This window comes from Nocardia sp. NBC_01327 (assembly GCF_035958815.1).
Lineage (GTDB): Bacteria > Actinomycetota > Actinomycetes > Mycobacteriales > Mycobacteriaceae > Nocardia.
Window position 1 is genome coordinate 586500 of sequence record NZ_CP108383.1, and the last position, 18609, is coordinate 605108.

At 67.2% G+C, this 18609-nt stretch carries 22 protein-coding genes; 10 read left to right on the forward strand and 12 right to left on the reverse strand.

Annotated features, from left to right (window positions below):
• Positions 1 to 70 precede the first annotated feature (70 nt).
• The 3 genes from OG326_RS02575 to OG326_RS02585 are packed head-to-tail and all read left to right on the forward strand — an operon-like array spanning position 71 to position 1777.
• Positions 71 to 418, forward strand: coding sequence for a hypothetical protein (locus tag OG326_RS02575; RefSeq protein WP_327143022.1), 348 nt, complete (start codon positions 71 to 73; stop codon positions 416 to 418).
• Positions 399 to 929 carry a DUF6879 family protein gene (locus OG326_RS02580; protein WP_327143023.1) on the forward strand — a complete coding sequence of 177 codons (531 nt, stop codon included), beginning with the start codon at positions 399 to 401 and terminating at the stop codon, positions 927 to 929. The genes OG326_RS02575 and OG326_RS02580 overlap by 20 nt, the downstream gene beginning before the upstream one ends.
• 35 nt (positions 930 to 964) lie before the next feature.
• Positions 965 to 1777: a helix-turn-helix domain-containing protein gene (locus tag OG326_RS02585; protein WP_327143024.1), complete on the forward strand. Its 813-nt coding sequence runs from the start codon at positions 965 to 967 to the stop codon at positions 1775 to 1777.
• A gap of 6 nt (positions 1778 to 1783) precedes the next feature.
• Here the strand turns inward: OG326_RS02585 and OG326_RS02590 are convergent, their stop codons facing one another.
• The 3 genes from OG326_RS02590 to OG326_RS02600 all read right to left on the reverse strand — a co-directional run bounded on the left by OG326_RS02590 (position 1784) and on the right by OG326_RS02600 (position 4730).
• Positions 1784 to 2338: a recombinase family protein gene (locus OG326_RS02590; RefSeq protein WP_327143025.1), complete on the reverse strand. Its 555-nt coding sequence runs from the start codon at positions 2336 to 2338 to the stop codon at positions 1784 to 1786.
• Between the two features lie 867 nt (positions 2339 to 3205).
• Positions 3206 to 3829: a superoxide dismutase gene (locus OG326_RS02595; protein WP_297611090.1), complete on the reverse strand. Its 624-nt coding sequence runs from the start codon at positions 3827 to 3829 to the stop codon at positions 3206 to 3208.
• 289 nt (positions 3830 to 4118) lie between these two features.
• Positions 4119 to 4730: a hypothetical protein gene (locus tag OG326_RS02600; protein ID WP_327143027.1), complete on the reverse strand. Its 612-nt coding sequence runs from the start codon at positions 4728 to 4730 to the stop codon at positions 4119 to 4121.
• 368 nt (positions 4731 to 5098) lie between these two features.
• Between OG326_RS02600 and OG326_RS02605 the strand changes: the two genes are divergently transcribed.
• The 4 genes from OG326_RS02605 (at position 5099) to OG326_RS02620 (ending at position 8391) form a co-directional block, all read left to right on the forward strand.
• A complete protein-coding gene (locus tag OG326_RS02605; protein ID WP_327143028.1) occupies positions 5099 to 5470 on the forward strand; it encodes a rhodanese-like domain-containing protein in 372 nt (123 codons plus the stop codon).
• Between the two features lie 47 nt (positions 5471 to 5517).
• Complete coding sequence (locus tag OG326_RS02610; protein WP_327143029.1) at positions 5518 to 6621, forward strand: DUF4328 domain-containing protein; 1104 nt, start codon at positions 5518 to 5520, stop codon at positions 6619 to 6621.
• Entirely contained in the window at positions 6618 to 7385 is a 768-nt protein-coding gene (locus tag OG326_RS02615; RefSeq protein ID WP_327143030.1) for a glycerophosphodiester phosphodiesterase, read from the forward strand. The genes OG326_RS02610 and OG326_RS02615 overlap by 4 nt, the downstream gene beginning before the upstream one ends.
• A gap of 91 nt (positions 7386 to 7476) precedes the next feature.
• Positions 7477 to 8391 (forward strand): DUF5926 family protein, encoded by a 915-nt coding sequence (locus tag OG326_RS02620; RefSeq protein WP_327143031.1) that lies wholly within the window; start codon positions 7477 to 7479, stop codon positions 8389 to 8391.
• 143 nt (positions 8392 to 8534) lie between these two features.
• Here OG326_RS02620 and OG326_RS02625 read toward each other — a convergent pair whose 3' ends face one another.
• The 4 genes from OG326_RS02625 to OG326_RS02640 all read right to left on the reverse strand — a co-directional run bounded on the left by OG326_RS02625 (position 8535) and on the right by OG326_RS02640 (position 12209).
• Positions 8535 to 9083, reverse strand: a complete 549-nt coding sequence (locus OG326_RS02625) for a ferritin (protein ID WP_327143032.1) — start codon at positions 9081 to 9083, stop codon at positions 8535 to 8537.
• A 91-nt stretch (positions 9084 to 9174) separates the two neighbouring features.
• Positions 9175 to 10560 (reverse strand): LCP family protein, encoded by a 1386-nt coding sequence (locus OG326_RS02630; protein WP_327143033.1) that lies wholly within the window; start codon positions 10558 to 10560, stop codon positions 9175 to 9177.
• Between the two features lie 49 nt (positions 10561 to 10609).
• Positions 10610 to 11404 carry a CPBP family intramembrane glutamic endopeptidase gene (locus OG326_RS02635; protein ID WP_327143034.1) on the reverse strand — a complete coding sequence of 265 codons (795 nt, stop codon included), beginning with the start codon at positions 11402 to 11404 and terminating at the stop codon, positions 10610 to 10612.
• A gap of 34 nt (positions 11405 to 11438) precedes the next feature.
• A complete protein-coding gene (locus OG326_RS02640) occupies positions 11439 to 12209 on the reverse strand; it encodes a DUF2470 domain-containing protein (protein ID WP_327143035.1) in 771 nt (256 codons plus the stop codon).
• A gap of 83 nt (positions 12210 to 12292) precedes the next feature.
• Between OG326_RS02640 and OG326_RS02645 the strand changes: the two genes are divergently transcribed.
• From OG326_RS02645 to OG326_RS02655, 3 genes are all read left to right on the forward strand, one after another.
• Entirely contained in the window at positions 12293 to 12718 is a 426-nt protein-coding gene (locus tag OG326_RS02645) for a hypothetical protein (RefSeq protein WP_327143036.1), read from the forward strand.
• A 120-nt stretch (positions 12719 to 12838) separates the two neighbouring features.
• Positions 12839 to 13756, forward strand: a complete 918-nt coding sequence (pheA, locus tag OG326_RS02650) for a prephenate dehydratase (protein ID WP_327143037.1) — start codon at positions 12839 to 12841, stop codon at positions 13754 to 13756.
• The gene (locus OG326_RS02655) at positions 13753 to 14415 is read left to right on the forward strand and encodes a histidine phosphatase family protein (protein ID WP_327143038.1); all 663 of its coding nucleotides are present in this window, start codon (positions 13753 to 13755) and stop codon (positions 14413 to 14415) included. The genes pheA and OG326_RS02655 overlap by 4 nt, the downstream gene beginning before the upstream one ends.
• A 187-nt stretch (positions 14416 to 14602) precedes the next feature.
• On the opposite strand, the gene OG326_RS02660 is transcribed toward OG326_RS02655, so the two are convergent.
• The 5 genes from OG326_RS02660 to OG326_RS02680 form a co-directional block, all read right to left on the reverse strand.
• Complete coding sequence (locus tag OG326_RS02660) at positions 14603 to 15430, reverse strand: ESX secretion-associated protein EspG (protein ID WP_327143039.1); 828 nt, start codon at positions 15428 to 15430, stop codon at positions 14603 to 14605.
• Entirely contained in the window at positions 15427 to 16617 is a 1191-nt protein-coding gene (locus OG326_RS02665; protein WP_327143040.1) for a PPE domain-containing protein, read from the reverse strand. Before OG326_RS02665 ends, OG326_RS02660 begins: the two co-directional genes overlap by 4 nt.
• Positions 16618 to 16632: 15 nt before the next feature.
• A complete protein-coding gene (locus OG326_RS02670) occupies positions 16633 to 16944 on the reverse strand; it encodes a PE family protein (RefSeq protein WP_327143041.1) in 312 nt (103 codons plus the stop codon).
• Positions 16945 to 17044: 100 nt separating this feature from the next.
• Positions 17045 to 17398 carry a metallopeptidase family protein gene (locus tag OG326_RS02675; protein ID WP_327143042.1) on the reverse strand — a complete coding sequence of 118 codons (354 nt, stop codon included), beginning with the start codon at positions 17396 to 17398 and terminating at the stop codon, positions 17045 to 17047.
• A gap of 10 nt (positions 17399 to 17408) precedes the next feature.
• Complete coding sequence (locus OG326_RS02680) at positions 17409 to 18452, reverse strand: septum formation family protein (RefSeq protein WP_327143043.1); 1044 nt, start codon at positions 18450 to 18452, stop codon at positions 17409 to 17411.
• Positions 18453 to 18609: the final 157 nt, after the last annotated feature.

The window sequence follows — 18609 nt, forward strand, 5'->3', positions numbered from 1 at the left end:
GGCGGACAACGCAGGGGGACCATGGGATGTGCTATCCGCAAGGTGCTGCATAGCAACAGGAGGACAGGTCATGAAACCTGAACAGGCCACCACACTTCAGTTCCTCGGCAAAGGAGGTACCACCGGCGACGGGTGTCCCTCCGTCTACGTCACCGACCACGGCACATTCCTGATCCAAGGATGGGTGACCGATCAGGCGGAGACGGTCGAAATACCGCACCTACTACTAGGTTTCGTCGGCAACGACAGGTTCATTGGTGCGCGCATGGAAGACACAGGGCGCGGCACTTTCCTCCTCACTGGGCGGCCGGTAACCGATGCCGGAACCTTGACGCAGCTGGATCTGTACGAGGACGAGACGGCCATCGAGGTTCCCGTGTGTGAGAGGTCGTTCTACGGTGTTGCTGCTGCCGGGTAAGGAGTTTCACGGGCCGTTCGCGGCCTGCCAACGGGAAGCGTTCCACCTGGAGGTGAAAGACACTTACGAGACGCCGGAGGAGTCCGCGCCTTTCGGGCGGTTCCTTGCCGGGGAGCCTGATGATTACTCATGGCTCGAGGGGTGGCTGGATCGGGTGCGGGCGATGACAGCTCGTGGCGTGCGCGTGCGTAGAGCGCGCGTGGTGACGGTTCCGCACACCGACTACACCAACTTCGCCTTGGAGGTCGCAATCCAGTGCAACAGTGCTGCGGGCGAGGAGATTCGGTACCTTCCCCGCAACCGTATCGACCCCAGTCTGTTGACCACCGATGATTGGTGGCTGATGGATGATGAGACCGTGGCGTTCACCGTGTTCGAGTCAACCGGCCGATTCGTCGGTGGCGCTGTCACAACTGATCCACGGATTGCGGCCTACATTCGGGAGGTGAGGGATCGGGTGTGGGAGCACGCTGTTCCGCTCGCTGACTATGTTCCCCAGCGGACGCGGTGACCAGCGCGGCACATGAGGCACGCGAAGCTCTCGGGGTGAGACTCCGGGAGCTTCGTCGTGATGCGGGCTTGACCGGCCGTAGGCTTGCTGCGCTTGCCGGTTGGCATGAATCCAAGACCAGCCGTATCGAATACGGCAAGCAAACCCCTACCGAAGCGGACCTGCGCGCCTGGTGCGAGCACACCGGCAGCCTTGACCAGTTGACTGACCTGGTCGCGTCGCTACGGAATATTCAGGCCGCCTACATGGAGTGGCAGCGGATCCTCGGCACTGGCACGAAGCGTCGCCAGAAGATGTCGGTGAAGCTGGAGGCTGAGACGGCCGCGATGCGCTGGTATGAGCCGTCGCTAGTGCCTGGCCTGCTTCAGACTCCCGCCTATATTCGGCAAGTTCTTGCGCTGGTCATCAGATTTCGGTCGATTCCGGATGACCTCGAGGAGGGGATGGCTGCCAGGATTGAGCGGCAGCAGGTGCTGTATCACGGCACCCGAAGGTTCTCGTTCGTTGTCGCTGAGCAGGTGTTGCAGACGACCCTGGGCGATGACTCGGTGATGCTGGGGCAACTGGATCGGATGCTGTCGGTGATGGCGTTGCCACGCGTGACTCTCGGGATTGTGCCGCGTCGCAGCGCGATTGAGGCGCTGGCACCGAACGGGTTCGTGATCTACGACAACAGGCTCGTGCAGGCGGAGACAGTGACGGCCGAACTGAATATCAGTCAGCCTCGCGAGATCGCCTTGTACGGCAAGCTGTTCGCGGTGCTGAGTGATCGGGCTGTGTACGGGGAAGCTGCCCGTCGGTTGATTCAGGATGAGGTGGAGAAGCGCAGGCAGGGGAGGTACCTCTAGCTGCGGTCATTCTCCGGACAAGTAGCGGTAGACGGTCGCTCGGGAACACCCGAGCATCTTCGCGATGTCCGGTGCGTTGATTCCCTTCGCCTTCAGCTCTTTTGCCTTCGCCGCGTCCGCGTCACCCACCTTGCGAGGACGGCCACCCTTGCGGCCGTTCGCCGCTGCCGCTGCCAGTCCAGCACGAGTTCGTTCGATCATCGTGTCTCGTTCCAACTGCGCGAAAGCAGCCATGATCGTGAGCATCGCCTTACCCATCGGCCCGTCCGTGTGCAGTCCTTCGGTGAGGCTGCGAAAGCCAATCCCGCGCTCAGTCAGTTGCTCGATCAACTGGAGGACGTGAACCGTGTTGCGGCCCAAACGGTCCAGCTTCCACACTGCCAGCACATCGCCCTCACGAAGGTGATCCAGGCACCGATCCAGTTCTGGCCGTTCAGTCTTCGCGCCAGACACGCCAACGTCGGTGTAGATGCGTTCCGCGCCAGCGGCCTTCAATGCGTCGAGTTGCAGCTGAGGGTCTTGGTCGTTGGTGCTGACTCGTGCGTACCCGATGATCGCCACTGAACCGCCTTCTGTCTCATAATCCCGTTGCTTTTCTGGTTTTGAGACTAGATGTTTTGAGACATGGTTTCAAGACAGTTGTTGATCATGTTTGCCCAGAGTGGCTGACGCTGAACCTGCCGCTCGTCTCAGTCTCAACAACCGATCGTTTATGAGACACCTGCTGGACGGGTGAGCATGGCCCGTGCTCGCACCCTGGGGAGGGACCCTCCAAGGCTCTGTGACCGCCTACCCTCAGGCGCAGTCGCCAATTCTGCGCGCGGGTGGGGGAGGGGGCATTGGCGTGCCTGACCGGGCCGCCCTACCTGGGGTGCCGGGGTTGGATTCGCACCGGGTCGCTATGTGGCTCGCGGTCCGTACGCATTCCCAGGGGTGTTTGACCCCCGTAGACCCTCCCTCCGGGCTCATTTGGGTCAGCGCACCTCCCGGTTGTCTCCCCCTTGTACGGGTTACCAGGTGTGTTTCCGAGGTGGGGCAAGCGAACGCCATGGCTCCGGACTTGTCACGCCTTGTCACAAATCCGGGTTTCACGGCGGTCTAATGGCATCCATCGAGATCCACATTCATGCAGCTCAGAAGTGGTTCTCGGTCATACCGGTCCACCCGCATTCACGGGACTAACCCAAGTACCAAAGAGTGCTAGCACCCGGCGTGTCCGTCGAACACTCACCTGGGAAAACGCAAAAGGCCCGCGAACCAACATGGTTCGCGGGCTTTCCGACAACCTGGCCGGAGCTTCAGGGGCTGCGTCCCCGAAACTCCGTCCGCGGTTACTCCCGTATCCCGGTCGAGGGCCCAGGGGCTGCGTCCCCGGCCCCTCGGTCAGGGGGTGTGGGGGCGTCAGCCCCCACGTCAGTCCTACGGCTGTCAGCCGAAGATCAGACCCTTGCCCTGCTGGGTCGCACGGGCGAAGCGGTCCTGCACGTCGGCCCAGTTGACGACGTTCCAGAACGCGGTCACGTAGTCGGCCTTGACGTTCTTGTACTGCAGGTAGAAGGCGTGCTCCCACATATCGACCTGCAGCAGCGGGATGATGCCCAGCGGCACATTGGCCTGCTGGTCGTACAGCTGGAAGGTGAGCAGCTTCTGGCCCAGGGTGTCGTACCCGAGCACGGCCCAGCCGGAGCCCTGCAGACCGTTGGCGGCAGCGGTGAACTGCGCGCGGAACTTGTCGAACGACCCGAACTGGTCGTCGATGGCGGCCTCGAGCTCGCCGACCGGCTTGTCGCCACCGTTGGGGGAGAGGTTCTTCCACCAGATGGAGTGGTTGGCGTGGCCACCCAGGTGGAACGCCAGGTTCTTCTCGTTCAGGAAGATGGCGGCGTGATCGCCCGACTCACGGGCGGCTTCCAGCTTGCCCAGTGCGGCGTTCGCGCCCGCGACGTAGGCGGCGTGGTGCTTGGAGTGGTGGATCTCGTTGATCTGCCCGGAGATGTGGGGCTCCAGGGCGCTGTAGTCGTAATCCAGTTCTGGCAGCGTGTACTCAGCCACGATGTCCCTTCCTCAGTGTGTCGGGGCTGTGTGCCCGGGGCCTTTGCCTAGGCGCACCCAACCATCATTCGTACACCCGCTCCCGTGCAACCGGGCTGCGTGCCCCTACATTCCGGTGCTCACGACACTTTCCCAACCATTGGAACAGTGGTGATCGCAACTGGAGCCGGGCCGGTACAGGCATACCTCGACGACCGTCGGTGAAACTGAGGAGTGACGGCCGCGGGGGCCGGAGCCCCCACGAATTCACGCTGATTTCACGACGGATTTCACAGTGCCGGACCGATTTTCACAGCGGCGGCACGATATGCGGTCGCATGGTGCGCGGGTCGCCGGCGTCGTGTGCCTGCCACCAGCGCACACCGCCGGAGATGAACTCGGGCAGCGGAATCTCCGTGCCCTTCTTGTCCTGCACGGTGATGCCCTCGAACCACACCCGAACATCGAGTTCGCGGGGATCGACGCCCTCCTCCTGCGAGATTTCGAGCATATGCGCCGCGGGCCGGTCGTTCAGGACGGTGTCGAAGCTGAGCAGTTTGCGCCATTGCGTCCAGGCGTTGTCGTCGAGGTCGAAGAATTCCCAGCCGTGCAGTCCGCCGCCGCCGAAGCTGTTGACGGCGTCGTGCAGCCCGTCCAGTTCGAGCGGCAGCACCACCGGGTCGAGGTCGTCCCAGCGCTGGCGGCGCAGCGAGGCGGCGACGCGGCTGATCCCGGTGAGGGACAGGTACACATCACAATCCGCGGGCGGTGGCCCGTCGGTGGGAAGTGTCAGGACGTCGAGTTCCAGCCGAAACTTTCCGGCCGCCGCGTCGACGTCGATTCCGAGGCATGTCGCCTCGGACAGTGCGGTGTTGAGTCCGGTGATATCCAGTCCGTCGAGTAGCCCCCTGCTCACAGTCATAGCGCCAGGCTACCGATCTTGCCTGGCTGAGCCCAGGAATTCCGTTTTTATGTATGTATGTCGTTTTTTTCCGGTGCGAACGGAACCGATCCCTGACCGGGGCCGTCCTACTAGATGTCGGGTCGACCGCTCCGAGCGGTGGAGGGGACTTTTCGGATCGGTTGACCGGACTTTTCGGGTCTTTCCGTCACTTCTCAACCTGTGGATCAGGTTGTGGATTATGTGGATAACTACATCGAGCCCCCGCGTAGGGCCCCGGCTTCGGGGCGTGTGACGGGGTACCGTCCGGCAGAACGAACCGCCAGTTCCGGACGCTTCGCCGGGACAGAACTCCACGGCCTTTCGGCGCCCGTGGCAGGATCGAAACCGTGAGCAGTTCCGATGTCCCCTCGGTCCCCATCGACGCCGTGCCTGCGGAATTCGATGCCGCCGAGCCGTGGGCGCCCGGCACACCCGCTCCCGCCCTGCTCCTGGACGTCCGCGAGGACGATGAGTGGGCGCTCGGGCGCGCGCCCGGCGCCATCCACATTCCCATGGTCGATGTCCCCGCCCGCCTCGACGAATTGGACTACGACGCCGAGATTTACGTGGTCTGCCGTCAGGGCGGCCGTTCGCTCCCGGTGGTGCAGTACCTGATGGATGTCGGTTTCGACGCTTTCAGTGTCAGCGGTGGCATGGTGGCGTGGCAGCTTGCCGGACGACCGCTCACCGGCGACGGTGACGAAGCGAAGATCTACTAGCGACGATCGACCAGCGCAGAATGATGGAGCGAATGAACGGGGGACACGTGGCAGATCCGCGATCCGCGGTGGTACAGCCGTGCGCCCGCTGCGGCGCCCGCTGGGCGGTGCAGGGCAAACCGCTGCACTGGTGCCCGCGCTGCCACGGCGTGCTGCTCTCACCCGCGGCGGTGGACGCGCCGCCCGCGCGCCGCAATTACCGCTGGGTGGCCCGGCCGCCCGGCCGCAAATCCACACCGCCGCAGCCGCCCCGGCGGCCGGTCGCACCACAGACGCCGCACTACACCCAGATTCCGCGCTGGGGGCTGCAGGATCGGCTGCCGCAGGAATCGGTGGCGCCGCGCACGCGCTTCGAGGCCCTGATCGCCCGCTTGCCGCTGCTGCTCGTCACCACCGCCGTCATTTACGGGGTGGCCGCGCTCGCCGAACTCGGCCGCTACGGCGTTCTGCTGCGCAATCGCACCCGCCTGATCCAGCCCGCGCTGCTGTGGATATCTGATGGCGCGGTGACGGTTTCCGCCATCGCGGCCGCGCTGGCGGCACTGGTGACGGCGGTGGCGCTGGTCGGCTGGCTGGCGCAGACCCGGCGCACCGCGTATGCCGGTGTGGGACGGCGGGATCCGCGGCCGCGCTTCGAACTGTTCCTGGGCTGCCTGGTCCCGGTGGTGAATCTGGTGTGGCCGGGTGTGTTCCTCACCGAGGCCGTGCGCGAGGGCGCGGACGATCCGCGGCTGTTGCGCGCGGTCCGCATCTGGTGGGCCGCCTGGGTTTTCAATGCCGTGCTGGTGACCGCGGCGGTGCTGTACCGGTTCACGGGTTCGCTGCAGGCGCGCGCCGACGGCGTGATGGTCACCGTGTGGGCCGATCTGGTCGCGGCCGGCGTCGCGGTGCTGACGCTGTGGCTGGTGCGCGCCTTCGCCGGTGTGGACCTGCGCGGGCGTCCCGCGACCCTCAAGCGCTGGCTGCCCGCCACCACTCCGGCCACCTCGGTCATCGAACCGGTGCACCCGGCCGGGGCCGAGGGCGCCGGGCGGCGCGCGCCGGACGACGGTGTCGGGAATGATGAGGCGACCGTTCAGAATCCGGAGACCGCGACCGCGGCCGCCGACGGGGCGCCGGAACCCGAGCACGAGGAGGTATTGGCGAAGTGAGCCCGGCCAATCGCGCACCGTTCGTGGTAGCGCACCGGGGGGCGTCGGCAGCGCGACCCGAACACACCCTCGCCGCATACGAACTCGCGCTGCAGGAGGGTGCCGACGGGGTCGAATGCGATGTGCGCCTGACCAAGGACGGGCAGCTGGTCTGCGTGCACGACCGCACCGTGGACCGCACCTCCAACGGTGTCGGCGCGGTCAGTGAGATGACCCTGGAGGAACTCAAGGCCCTGGATTTCGGCGCGGACGGGGAACCGGCCGCGGTGCTGACCCTGGCCGAACTGATCGAACTGGTGCTGGACTGGAAGAGCCGTCCGACAAAGCTTTTCATCGAGACCAAGCATCCGGTCCGCTTCGGCGCCCTCGTGGAAACCACCCTCCTGAGCGAACTGCAGCGCTACGGCATCGCCGCCCCGGCCTCCGCCGATCACTCCCGCGCCGTGGTGATCTCCTTCGCCGCGACCGCGGTCTGGCGTATCCGCCGCGCCGCGCCGCTGCTCCCCACCGTCCTGCTGGGCGAGTCCTCCCTCTACCTCTCCGGCGGCGCGGCAACCACCGTGGGCGCCACCGCGATCGGCCCCTCCGTCCGCACCCTGCGCGAACACCCGGACCTGGTCGACAAGGCCGCCGCCGCGGGCCGCGCCACCTACGTCTGGACCGTCGACGATCCGGAGGACGTCCGCCTCTGCGCCGACCTCGGCGTCAGCTGGGTCGCCACCAACCACCCGGGCCGCACCAAAGGCCTGCTCCCCGCCGCATAGTCCCGGGCGGCAGCAGACCACAGTCCCGGGCGGCAGCAAACACCCTGCGTGGTCGAAGTGCGTGCGGGCTGACCCTGTAGTTTTGCCAGTCATGGGTAAGAGCAAGCGCAACAGTCCCAAGCCGGACAGCAACCGGGCGGAGAAGCTGGCCGCGCGCCGGGCCGAGCAGGAGCAGGCGTCGCAGACGATTACGCGGCCGTTCGAGGGTCTGGCTGCCGAATGTGATCTCGTCGCGCTACGGGAGTTCGTGCCGTCGGCGACCGCCACGCTGAAGCTGTCGCCGAGCATTGCCGCCGAGCGTGCGGTCACCCTCGCCACGGTGCTGCCGGGTGCGGTGGCCGCGCTGGTGCGGGCCGGGGAAGAGCCGATCGGTTTCGTCGGCACGCAGGTGCAGTTCCAGTCGGGCAATCCGGCCGCCGATCTGGCGACCGCGATTCTGTGGACGCAGTCGGCCGAGCCGGGCGAATCTCTCGCGGGCGCGACTGTCGAAGGCGCGCCGAGCCTTTCGGACGTGCTCGACAATGCGGCCCTGGATCTGACCGTGCATCAGGACTTCAACTGGTGGGTGCCCGAGGGCGTCACCCCGGACAAGCAGGTGGCCGCCACCATCGAGCAGGCCAATCTGGCCATCATGCCGTCGGCCCGCCTGAACCTGGGCGCGGATGCCATCGGTGCGGCCTGGTGGGTGGACGCCGGCGAGAAGGCGCACCTGCGCTGGGTCCGCCCGGAGGACGAGGACCAGCTCATGCTGGCGCTGGCGCGGTTGCACGCGGCCGGTGAGCTGCACCTGGGCGAGGGTTCGCGTTTCGCGGGTTCGTTCCGCACGCACGGCCTGCTGGTCCCGGTCTTCGACCTCGATCCGGAGCGGCACGCGGTCGAATGGGAGCCGGCGGCAAAGGAATTCGGCGCCCGCCTGGCGGCCGCCCTGAAGAACGACGAGCCGATGAGCTCGGAGGAGCGGCGTTCGCGCGACGGCCTGCGTTCGCGTCAGGTCACGCTGCGCTGATCGTGCGGTGAACGGGCCGTTTGCTGAGGGTTCCCCCTACGGCGAACGGCCCGAAGCCTTTTCGATAGCCCGAAGCCTTTTCGACAGCTCAGCAAAAAGGCCCGGTCCTGTCTACGGGACCGGGCCTTGTCGTCAAGCCGGAATTACAGCGCGCCGCCGGCGGTGTGCGGCGAGCCCGAAGCATCCTTCGGAGAACTCATTTCGCGGGAAACGAAATTCTCCAGATCGAACATATTGGCGCTGGCCCGCTCGGCGACGGTGAGGAGGGTCTTCATGGTCGCGACCTCCTCGACCTGCTCCTTGAGGAACCACTGCATGAACTGCTCGCCCTGGTAGTCGCCCTCTTCACGGGCGGTCTTGGCGAGCGCCACGATCTGCTCGGTGACCGCCTGCTCCTGCGTCAGGGCCAGGGCGATGGGCTCACGGGCATTCTCGAATTGCGATTTGGCGGGATCGACATTCGCCACCTCGACGATGAAGTCCTGGTCGAGCAGGTACTGCGCGATCATCAGCGCGTGATTGCGCTCTTCGACGGCCTGCTTGTAGAAATACTTGGCCAGGACCGGCAGATCAGCGTGATCGAACCACAATGCAATGGCCACATACTGGTGCTCGGCATTGAATTCGTTGCGAATCTGATCCTGCAGCAGGGCGTGGAACTTGCTGCTCTTGGTTTGGGTTCGGCTGGACATGGGCAAGACATTAGCCCTGGTCAGAACACCTGTCATCCAAGTGCAACCTTATTGAGTGCAGCCTTATTGAGGCAAGTATTGCCTAATTTCACTAATTGCCGGTTGTCGTCACCAGATCCGCCGGAATCGGTTTGTCGCTGGCCAGCGCCTCGAAGAACTGACTGGCCCGGGTCTTGTCCCAGAGCAATACATTGCCGCTGCCGTCCACATCCTCGAACCCGCCGACCGGCACGGTGGTTGCTATCGGATCGCCGGCCAGCGCCTTGCCCAGCAGGGCCAGATCCCAGACATGCGTGCCCTTGTCCACCTGCAGGGACTTCGTGGTGCCCTGCAGCAGCGGCCACACCCGGAACGGGTTGATCAGCGTGGTCGGACTCGCTGCCTTCTTCAGCAGCGCGTTCAGGAATTTCCGCTGGTTGAGCATGCGATTGAGATCGGAGAGGGCGGTCGCGCGGCTGCGCACGAATCCGAGCGCCTCGCTGCCGTTGAGCTTCTGGCAGCCCGCGGGCAGGTCCACCCCGGCGAGCGGATCCTTCATGGGCTGGTCCAGGCACATATCGATACCGCCGACCGCATCCACGATGCTCGCGAATCCGCCGAAGCCGACCTCCGCGTAGTGGTCGATGTGCACGCCGGTTGCGCCCTCCACGGTCTGCACCAGCAGCTGCGCGCCGCCGAAGGCGAAGGACGCGTTGAGCTTGTCCTTCCCGTGGCCCGGAATGCTCACATAGGAGTCGCGCGGCAGGCTGACCAGCGTCGGCCGCCCGGATTTGGGCATATGCATGAGCAGGATGGTGTCGGTGCGCGCACTGCCGACGTCGCCGCCGGTGGCCAGGGCCTGCTCCTGCTCCGGGGTGAGCCCGGTGCGGCTGTCGGAGCCCACCAGAAGCCAATTCGTCCCGGGCGTGTCGCCGATCCGGCCGGAGTAGTCGGCCAGCGCGTCGGTCCGGTTCAGGTTCTGCTCGACGTAGACCGCCGCGGCGATCGGCAGGAGCAGCAGAATCACCAGCAGCGCGAGAATCCAGCGGAACCAGTGCCGTTTGCGTTTCGTCTTGGGCCCGCGCGGCGGACGGTCGCCGCCACCACCGCGTTTGGTCGGCAGTGCGGGCGGCGGCGGTGTCGGCGGTTTCTCGCGGAAGGGCACCGGCTGCTGGGTCGGCGCATGGGACATGGGCGCGGCGGCGCCGTACCGATCGCGTTGCGGCGGAACCGGATTGCGCGGCGGCGCTCCCGGACCGCGTGGCGGTCCGCCGGGATTACGCGTCGGCGGCAGCTGATTCCGTTGCGGCGGAGGCTGATTACGCGGCGGCTGGCCCGGATTGCGCGGGGGCGGCGGGTTGCGGGGGTTGTTCACGATCGGTGGCGCCTCCGACCACGCCAGCGGCGGGCCGGGTTCGTTGCGCCGAATGACCCGGGTGGGGTCCACACCGGGCCGTGGTGGCCCCTGGTGGGGGCGCTCGAGGTCATCGCCGTTCATCATCGAAAGACTACTGATCCAACCCGTCTCAGGGTTCATCTCGATCGCATTACGGCAGCCAGGAGAGGTGTCCACGCAGCAGTGAGTACCCGAGATAGGCGATCGTATCGATGAGCGCGTGCGCCAGCAGCAGTGGCCAGAGCCGGTTCGTGCGCTGCCAGTAGCGCCCGAATACGAGTCCCATCACCAGGTTCCCGATCCCGCCGCCGATGCCCTGGTAGAGGTGATAGCTGCCGCGCAGCAGCGCCGAAGCCACCAGCGACCGATCCTCGGACCAGCCCAGCGCCCGCAATCGAGTGATTAGATACGCGACCACCAGTACCTCTTCGGCGGCCGAATTGGCCCACGCCGACAGCACCAGCACCGGTAGCCGCCACCAGTGATCCAGTGATCCGGGCACGATGGTGACACTCATCCCGAGGGCGTGCGCCACCAGATACAGGCAGAGCCCCGGTATTCCGATCACCGCCGCCAGGACCAGCCCCGGCAGCACGTCCGGTCGCCAGTGCAGCCGCGCCAGGCCGATCAGCTTCGGTCCGATTCCGCTGCGCCACAACAGGTAGAGCCCCAGCGCCGCCCACCCGAGTAGTCGGGCCACGCTCAGCAGTTGGAACAGCAGGTCGATGGTCGACTGCGCCGCCCGCGACGGATTCAGGGCCACCGTCTGCCCGCCCACCCCGCCGGGTGAGAGCGCACTCTCCAGCAGCGACAGGGCCGCGCTGGCTCCGCTCAATCCGAATGTGATGACCAGCACCACCGCGATCTCCAGCCGGATCGCCCGCCGCTCCTGTTCGGAATTGACGGGTGCGGGCCAGTGCGGGTCGGACTCGGCAGCCGAATTCATGGACGCCAATCTATGTGCGCCGGCCGCACTTTGATCAGATGCGGTGAATGCCCTGTTCAAACGGGTTGCCCGCCAATGCCTGTACCGCGCGGCTGAGCGATTCGACATCGTGCGCGGGCGTGGCGAAGGGGACGCGGATATCGTGATCGGCCTCGACGGCTTCGACGCGCAGGGTGACGCCGTAGCGGTCGATGGCGAGCGGGTGGATGAGCGCCCCGCGCCGCAGGTGGGCGGGGAGATGCCGGGCCAGGCGGTCGATGACATCGGCGTGGTCGGCGTGCAGGTGCTGCAGCCAGGCGCCCTCCATGGCGCAGAACGGATCGGGCTGGGCCTGCCGGAGTTGTTCTCGGGACACCGAATCCGCGCCGGAGGTGTCGGCGACGACCGCGGAGTCCACGACCAGGCGCAGCAGGGTCGCGGTGTAGCCGATATCGAGCAGGGCGGGGTGCGGATGGTCCTCGGCGACGGCGGAGGCGAGGGCACGCTGGGTATTGCCCGGTACGGCATGCACCCACCCGCGCAGCCACACCAGCGAGCGCACGGGTTCGCGCAGCGGTAGCGGGGCGTGGTCGGTGAGTTCCAGGACGGCGGGCGAGCCGGTGGTGCCGCAGCCGCCGACCAGCAGGGCGGCGACCGAGCTGGACGGCACCGCGAGCACGGTGTCCCCGCACTGCCGCAGCAGGTGCACCGAGGTGGGGACGGGGTCGAGGCCGGGCAGGGCCAGCATGGCGCTCTCGGCGTGGGCGCACGCGCTGTGCACGCGTTCGGCGGTTTCGGGCGCGACGACCGGTGCCGTATGTGGCATGCCAACCTCCAAATGAATTAGGTAAACCTAAGCTAAGTCAGAGTGTGATCTTGCGCAAGCCATTGACTCGCTACGGTTGACCCGTGCCGCACGATTCCGCCCCCGCCTCCGAACCGGTCCTCATGCAACTGAGCGTCCCGGTCAAACCCGGCGTCCAGGGCATTACCGACGGTCTCGTCCGTGCGATCACCGCCGATCCGAGCCCCGCCGAAATCCTGGATCTCACCGCGGACGACGAGACCGTGTCCGAATTCCTCGTCCGAATCGCCCACAGCGATACGGGTTTCGTCGCCCGCACCGACTCCGGCGACCGCGCCGTCGCGCTCATCGCCGCGACGGTGGCCGCCCTCATCGGCGACGACATCCGCGCCGCCCTGGCCGAACCCGACATCGCCTTCCTGACCGGCCTGAAACCACCAGCCGTGGAAGCCCTCCGCACCGTCCTGCTCGCCATCGAGACCAGCGACCCGGACGGCGTCACGAGCGCGCTCGCGGCGCTGACCCGCTGATCCGCGCTCGCCGCCGCCGCCCGGTCGTGTCACCGCGCCCGCCGGTGAATCGTGTGAGGAGCCGGTAAGGAGTGATTCAAAGTAGGGGGTTGCTCGGCGCACGCAAGTAAGGTCGTAGCCGTGCCGCGTATCGCCTATTTCGGGCCGTCGGGAACCTTCACCGAGATGGCCCTCGCAAAACTCGAGTCCACCGGAGCCTTCCGTGGGCCGGTCGAGCGTGTCCCCGCGCCGAGTCAGGGCGCGACCATCGAACTGGTGCGGGCCGGGCAGGCCGAGGGCGCCGTGGTGCCGATCGAGAGTTCGGTGGAGGGATCGATCGCGCCGACGCTGGACGCGCTGGCGCTCGGGCCGCGGCTGCAGATCATCGCCGAGACCGAATTGGATGTGGCCTTCACGATTGTCGGGCGCCCCGGCATCGAACTGGCGGACGTGCGCAGCATGGCGGCCTATCCGGTCGCGGCCGCCCAGGTGCGAATGTGGTTGGCGCACCGGCTGCCCGCAGTGGAGATGTACACCTCGGCGTCGAATGCCGCCGCGGCGGAGGATGTCGCGGCCGGGCACGCCGATGCCGCCGTCTCGACGGCGCTGGCGGGGGAGCGGATGGGGCTTTCCGTCCTGGCTTCCGGTGTGGCCGACCACGATCAGGCGGTGACGCGTTTCGTCCTGGTCGCGCCGCCGCAGCCCGCGCCGCCGCGCACCGGTGCGGATCGGACGTCGTTCGTGCTGGAGCTGGTCAACGAGCCCGGTTCGCTCATGCGGGCCTTCGCCGAATTCGCCACCCGCGGCATCGATCTCACGCGTATCGAATCGCGGCCCACCCGCACGGGTATGGGCACCTATCGTTTTTATCTGGACTGTGTCGGCCATATCGACGACACCGCGGTGGCCGAGGCGCTGAAAGCGTTGCACCGCACCGCCGCCCGGATCCGCTTCCTCGGATCCTGGCCGGCGACATCGGCGATCGGCACTCCGCCGCCCGCCGACGAACCCGCGGCGGCCTGGCTGGCCGATCTGAAGAAAGGGGTGGCCGACCTGTGACCGGCAAATTGATTCTGGTGCGGCACGGGGAGACCGAAGGCAATGTCGCCAAGCTGCTCGACACCCAGCTGCCGGGACTGCCGCTGACCGAACGCGGTGTGGCGCAGGCGAAAACCTTCGGCGCCACACTGATAACCCCGCCGCAGCGACTGTTCTGCTCGGAGGCCCTGCGCGCCCGCCAGACCGGCGGGTATATCGAGGCCGCCACCGGCACGCCGCTCGAGGTGCTGGAGGGTCTGCAGGAGGTGCAGGTGGGTGAGCTGGAGGGCCTGAACACCCAGGCCGCGCACGAACAGTTCCAGGATGTCTACCACGCCTGGCATTTCGGCGATCTGAGCCTGCGGGTGCCCGGCGGTGAATCCGGCATGGAGGTGCTCGACCGCTACGTCCCGATCCTCGAGCGCCTGCGCGACGACTACCTGACCGACCCGGAAGCCCCCGACGTCATCCTGGTCAGCCACGGCGCCGCCATGCGCCTGATCTCCCGCGAACTAGCGGGTGTCCCAAGACGTTTCGCCGCCAACAACCACCTCGATAACACCGAAACCATCGAACTGGTCCCCACCACCGGTGGCGGCTGGGAATGCACCCGCTGGGGCAGCTACACCCCACCCTTCGGCGAAGACGCCGCCCCCACCGGCGACGACCCCATGGGCTGACGCCGCCCCGCCCGTAGAAATCTGGGCCAGACGCCCCCGGTCATCCGGGCCGCTGTCACGCCCGTCATCCCGACATGCTTTTGGCCGGGATCCGTCGCGACCCACGGACCACTGGTGTGGATCCCGGCCGAAATCGCGCCGGGATGACGAGGGGAAGAGAAGTCGCGCTCGGGTGAACTGGAGCGGTTCAGCCGAGGTGGGGTGTCGGGAACTCTTGCCGCAGGGGTAGTTCCGCGATCAGGTCTTGTAGCGCGGTGCGCAGGCGGGCCGGTGTGCCGGTCGCGAGTGATGTCCACATTGTCCCGTCGTCGGCGCGGCTGGCGGTGGCGAGGAAGCGGCCGTGGCGGGTGTTGAAGACGGCGATGTGGTTGTCCGCGGTGTCGCGGGTGCCGTCGCCGTAGACGACGCCGGTGATCTCGGCGTGTGAGTGCACCTGAACCAGTGCGGCGGCAAGGGTTTTCGCATCGCGGGGCGGATTGCCCACCTGGGCGAGCCGGTGCGCGGTGCCGGTGGAATCCCCGGCCTCGTCGAAGATCGGGGCCAATTCCGCTGTAGGAGCGTTCATTCCGTCGAGGGCGAGGGGTTCGGCAGGCCCGAGCGCGGCCATGAGCGTGCCCGCGAGATCGTGTCCCGCCTCGTCGAGCACATACGACTGCGGCCCGCGCAGCGCGATCACCTCGATCTCGTCGCCCTTGGCCAGGCAGCACCGATTGACCTGCCCGTCCACGTACCAGCGCAGTGCCACGACCCAGTGCGGGCGGTACAGCACGCGCAACCGTTCGGCCAGCTCCGGATGCACCTCGTCACCGTCGAGCAGCTCGCGCTCGGCCAGCGTCGCCGCGGCCGCCGTCATGGCCGCTTCGTGATCGGCGGCATTGTCGTAGCGCCCCATGGCGTTGAGCACCACCGGCAGCTCGTCCAGCGCCAATGCCTCCTGGAGATACTGCATTTCGTCCAGAGACAGCGTGACCGCCCGCAGCACGGACGGCCCCCGGCCCGCGCCGAGCACGGTCACCGATGGTCCTCGTGATCGCCGCCGATAACGGCGGGTGCGATGGCCCGCCCGTCGGCGAAATGCTCCACCGAACGCCCGTAGTCGTTCCCGCCGTGCGTCTCTTCCTCGTCACTGCCGCCCTGATTACCGAGCAGCGGGCTCGAGGCGGGCCGCACAGGTGCACCGGCCGATGCGTTCGGCGCGACCGCAACAGGTTCCGCAATCGGCGCTGCCATCGGCGCGGCAGTTGTTGCGCCGCCGCCGATTCCGGCGCCCGAGCCCCAGCCTTCGGGGAGTTTCAGTGTGCCGCCACCGTTTCCGATGCTCACACTGGCACCGCCGCCACCACCACCGAACGACACCGCACTGGTGCTGAGCCCCACGCCGCCCGCGCCCGCAGCAGCCACTCCGGTGTCGGCAACGGACGGCAGATGCGTGCCCGCCCCCTGCGTAAGTCCGTTGGCCACAGCGGTAATCGCACTGCCTGCCACATTGCCCGCGCTGGTCGCCCCCGTGGTGACCACGGTCCCGGCAACCTGCGCCGCCTGACCCATGGCACTGAGCACCGCGGGATTATTGGCGAGCCCGGCCGCCGCGGCCAATGCCGCCTGGACCGGATCACCGGACCCGTCGCCGAAAGCGCCTGCGCTATCGGCCGATCCGGCGCCCATGGCGATCGGCGGCGGCATGAAGAATTCCCCCGGCGTGGTGACCAGCGCGGTGGTGGCGGCCTCGTAGGTCTCCATGACCAGCGCCGCCCGAATGTCCAAAGCCAGCTTGGCGGCCTCGGCCGCCTCAGCGGTGCCATTGAGCGCACCACCGGTGGAATGCGCCGCCACCCGCGCGGCTTCGACGGCCGCGATCTCGGGCAGGCTCGGCATGATGATCGAGGCCACGGTGTACGCGGTCACATTCGCGGCGGCCTTGGCGGCCATGACCGCGGCCTGCACACTCTGCTGTTCGGACCAGAGGGTGAAGCCGGTGAGCCGGGCCAGCACATTGAGCCCGTTCACGCCCTGCAGCCCGACGCCGACCTCGGCCATGACCCGGGCCACGGTGGTGGTGGCATCGACCCAGGCGGCGGTGAGCCCGCCCCAGGCGGTGCCCGCGGCCGCGATCGGAACCGCGTGCGCGCCCGCGTTCAAGGTGACGGAGTTCAACTCCGCCATGCGGGGCAGCCAGAACACCCCGGTGATTCCCAGCGTCATTGTCAGTGTTCCCCTCTACACCTGGATGGCGGCGATACCGGCGGCGCGCACCGCGTCCTGCACCAGATACTCGGCGAGCTGGCTGCGCAGGGTGGCGGCGGCGTGATGCAGTTCCAGGACGGCCTGTGCGGTTGCCCGATCGTGGCTCAGCGCAGCCTGATTGAAGTGTGCGGCGGCCAGGAAGGACACTTCCTCGGCCCCGGAGGGGATGACGTGGGTGGCCGGCGCGGTGACCGCGGAGGCCAGCGAGAGCCGCTCGGCGAGCAGGTCCAACTCCAGCGCAGCAGCGAGAACAACCTCGGGCTGTACGAGGACATGACCGACCATGAGCGAACTCCCTTCCCGAAGACTTTCCCCCCGATGCCGAGTTCCCCCCGACATCAAGATTGGACGCACCGGTTAGCTGATCGGTTCCCGGGGTCTCGGATCAGCCCCATCCCAGCTGATGAAGGCGGTCGTCGTCAATCCCGAAGTAGTGCGCGATCTCGTGAATCACTGTGACGGCCACCTCGTGCACCACCTCTTCTTCGCTGGTGCACATGCCGAGAATGGCCTCGCGATAGATGGTGATGGTGTCCGGTAATGCGCCCCCGTAGTGGCTGAAGTCCCGATTGGTCAGCGCGATCCCGTGATAGAGACCGAGCAGATGCGGGTCCTCGGCACTGCGGGCCTCGATGAGAACCACCACATTGTCGATGGCCTCGGCGAACTCCCGCGGAATCAGGTCCAGTGCGTCGCCGACCAGTTCCTCGAACCGGTCGGCCGACATGGAGACCGGCATATCTACCCGATCACCGCGGCTGCGGGATGACCGGCGGGGCCGCGCCCGGTAGCGGCGGCGGGGTGTAGCGGCCATTGTTCGGCGGCGGTACGGGCGCCTGGCCGTCGATGAGCAGATCGCCGCGGGCCGAACCGGTGATGGTGGCGAAACCCTCCTGGTCCGCGCCCTTACCGACCATGCAGTTGAGGCTCTGGCTGCCGGCCAGCCAGCTGCGGGCGTCCAGGAAGTCCCAGAACAGGGTCAGGGTCTTGTTGCGCAGTGCGTCGGGGGAGCCGAGGTAGTCGGTGGAGTCCTTGCCGCACTGGTCCTCCATGACCTTGTCCTGATCGTCCTTGGAGGGCGGGCCGCCGGGGAAGCGCGCGCCGAGATCCACGGTGGAGACGATCTCGAAGGCGTGCGGCTGCGCGCAGTCGACCGGATCGGTGGGCAGATTGCGGGCGATGCCGACGCAGGTGCCCACGTCGAAGATCTTGGACTGGTTGATATTCCGCACGCTGCCGGTGATCGGGTGGGTGGCGGTGCCGGCGCTGCCGGTGATCTGCAGACCGCAGCGCAGGGTGCGCTCGCCCGCCTTCCACCCGGCCTCGCCCGGATTGATCAGGCCGACCACGAACTTGCCGCGCGGATCGAGCTTGCCGCCGAGATAGCCCTGCGCGGCGCTGACGCAGTGCTCATCGCGCAGCTCCGAGAAGCGCAGCGAATCGGGAAAGCGTGAGCCCGGCCCGAATTCGACGCCCGGATACTTGCTCAGGTCGATATCGGCGGTGACCTCGAACAGATGCTTGCTGCCGCAGTCCACCTTCACCAGATCGCTGGCATTGCCCTTGGTCCAGCTCAGGCAGTCGCCCTGTTTGGCGGTGCCGAAGGCCGCACCCGCGACCGCACCCGTGGGCTGGGTGCCGCCCGGCGTATGCGCCTCCACCCGATGCGAGTCGAAACCGGAGATGACCATGGTGATCAGCGCCGCCACCACCGCACCGATCGCGACCGCGAGCAGCCCCCAGCGCAGCGTCGGCGCGGAGAGCGGACCGTCCTTGTCGAGCTTGGAGCTCAACCGGCCCAGCGGCCCCGGCAGTCGCGACCGCTTGGAGCTTTCCGGCGGCGGACCGTCGGCGCTCCCCTGCCGCGAGCCGGAAGGTGACCGCGTCTGCCGTCCCCGAGATGGCCAACCTGACTGTTCCGCAGGTGGCCACTCGGGCTGTTCTGGAGGC